Origin of the sequence: Neisseria benedictiae, from assembly GCF_958267435.1 — a bacterium.
GTDB lineage: Bacteria > Pseudomonadota > Gammaproteobacteria > Burkholderiales > Neisseriaceae > Neisseria > Neisseria bergeri.
The window spans coordinates 1-1228 of the sequence record NZ_CATQFV010000063.1 but is presented as its reverse complement, the minus strand read 5'-3'; the positions used below and the strand labels follow the sequence as shown (position 1 = coordinate 1228).

Genomic DNA, 1228 nt, shown 5'->3' with positions numbered 1-1228 from the left:
TTGTAATGCAGCCCCGTCTCACGGTCGCAATACTGGTTCTGCAACCGGAACGGTTGGTGCGCCGTTCCCGTTACGTTCGTTTCGCTCTTCAGTTTGCCCCAACCGTAATAATCGCCGAACCAAACCAGATTGCCGTCCTTATCGGTCATCTCTCTCGGGATGCCGATTTGGTCGCAGTGGAAGTAGTGGATTTGTTGTCTGCTTTCGCCGTCTTCGGTTGTCCAATTGCGGACCTGCGCCAGCGGTTCGTAGGAGTCTTGGTCGGTGTAGAGATAGGTATACCTGCCGTCCGGGTGGACTTCCTGTAAGAGGCGGCTGCCGTCCCAAACGAAGCGGGTTTCGTCTTCTAGGCTGCCGTCTGTTTTCAGACGGCCTTTGCCTATCCTTCTGCCCAAGGCATCGTAGGTGTAGGCCCAAGTTTCTTTGCTGCCGTCTTTTTTGAAGATTTCGGCTTTAACCAGTTGGTCATGCAGATCGTAGAAGTAGTTCTGCACTTCGCCGTCGGCCAGCTCGCGGTGGATCAGGTTGCCGAGGCCGTCGTAGTAATAGGTCGTGCCGTTGTATTCTTTAAGACGGTTGTCTTGAACGGTAGGGCTGTTGTGATCGGACAGGATATTGTGCGCAGGGTCGAAGGCGAACCGTTCGCTGCCGGCTTTGGTGATTCGACCGAGTCTGTCGTACTCGAAATGCGTCGTGCCCGTCCGTTGGTCGGTACTGTGGACCAGGTTGCCGGTACGGTCGTAGCCGTAGCTGCGTTTGACGGCGGTTTGACCATAGCCCGCTGCGACTTTGGTTTTGCCTTTGCCGCCTTCGGTCAATTCATTGAGTGCGGCAATTTGCCTTTTCAGACGGCCTAAAGGATCAAGTTCGTAGCGGCTGGCAAGCTTACCCTGTGTGCGGTAGATTTCGCGGTGCAGCTTATCGCGTTCGATGTCGGTGATGACTTCGTCGTCTAAGCTGATTTGGTGCAGGTGGCCGCTGCCGTAATACAGGTAGTTGATCTGTCTGCCGTCGGGCAGGACGGTGGCGGTACGGTTGCCGTTGAAATCGTAGTGGTAGCGGACGGTTTCGGTAACGGGCAGGTACAGCATGTCGTACTGCGCATCGCGCCAGTCGGTTTCGGGCAGGCCGTTTCGGGCGTTCTCTTCCTTAGTCGGCACTTTCCATTGGTGCCGGGCGATGATTTGGCCGTTTCCGTTGTAGTCGAAGCAGGTGATGCTGTGGCGGT

Annotated in this window: 1 protein-coding gene; it reads right to left on the bottom strand. The window is 55.9% G+C overall.

What is annotated here, in order from left to right; all coding sequences use genetic code 11:
* Nucleotides 1-1228 (bottom strand): RHS domain-containing protein (locus tag Q3O12_RS08120; protein ID WP_301670013.1); only part of this gene is annotated, 1228 nt, incomplete at both ends.